This window comes from Halomonas sp. 25-S5 (assembly GCF_029889845.1).
Taxonomy (GTDB): Bacteria; Pseudomonadota; Gammaproteobacteria; order Pseudomonadales; family Halomonadaceae; genus Halomonas.
In genome coordinates, this window is the sequence record NZ_JARANV010000069.1 from 1 (window position 1) to 921 (window position 921).

The window sequence follows — 921 nt, forward strand, 5'->3', positions numbered from 1 at the left end:
TGTAGGTTAGCGGTCGAGATATCAGTCACGATTTCAACTGACAGCTCGGGGTATTGCGCGCGAAATTCCGGAAGCGCCGGCAGTATAAGCCCGGTAGCCAGATTCTCGGCCGTGGCCAGGCGAACTGTGCCGGTCATCTGCGCTTGAACGGAGGCGCCCGAGGAGAAAGCCACCGCAGCAGCTTCCAGCGCTTCGGCCTTCTCGACCAGGTCGGCGCCCTCCTCAGTCAGTTGGTAGCCCGATTGCTGGCGTACGAAGAGCGGTAGCTCCAGTGCGGCCTCGAGCCGTTCGATTCGCCGCGAGAGCGTCGCGATACCCAGGTTGAGCTCCAACGCCGCGCCACTCAGCGTGCCGTGGCGGGCCACGGCCAGAAAGGTGCGGGTGTCGTCCCAGATCCAACCTCGCGGCATCTGTTTTTCAAAACCGGAAACCTGTTTGACTGAATCGTTAATTTTTTCCATTTACGGATTCTGTCACGCTGCAGTCCGAGTATTCAAGGAGGCACAAATGGAAAAACGAACGCTTGGCACCGACCTCTCGGTCTCCACCATTGGATTGGGCTGCATGGGGATGAGCGAGTTCTACGGCCCCCGCGATGACAGTGAATCGCTGCATGTACTTGCGCGGGCCGTCGAGCTTGGTATCGACTTTTTCGACACGGCGGACATGTACGGGCCGCATCATAACGAAGAGCTGATCGGTCGCTTTCTGGACCGCAACAAGCCGCAGGTTCGTATCGCGACCAAATTCGGCATCGATCGTAATCCCGGCGAATACAAGCGCAGCTTGGACAACAGTGCTGGCTATGCGCGCAAGGCCTGTGAGGCCTCGCTGCGCCGGCTCGGCGTGGAGCAAATCGACCTTTACTACGTCCATCGCATCAATTCCGAAGAGCTAATCGAAGAGACGATCGACGGGCTC

General features: G+C 58.7%; 2 protein-coding genes. One reads left to right on the forward strand and one right to left on the reverse strand.

Going from position 1 to position 921, the window contains the following annotated elements:
* On the reverse strand, positions 1-461 hold a 461-nt coding region (locus tag OP498_RS18375; protein WP_280554799.1), incomplete at its 3' end, for a LysR family transcriptional regulator.
* 46 nt (positions 462-507) lie between these two features.
* On the opposite strand from OP498_RS18375, the gene OP498_RS18380 reads away from it, so the two are divergent.
* Positions 508-921, forward strand: a 414-nt coding sequence (locus OP498_RS18380; RefSeq protein ID WP_280554801.1) for an aldo/keto reductase, incomplete at its 3' end; no start/stop codon positions are given.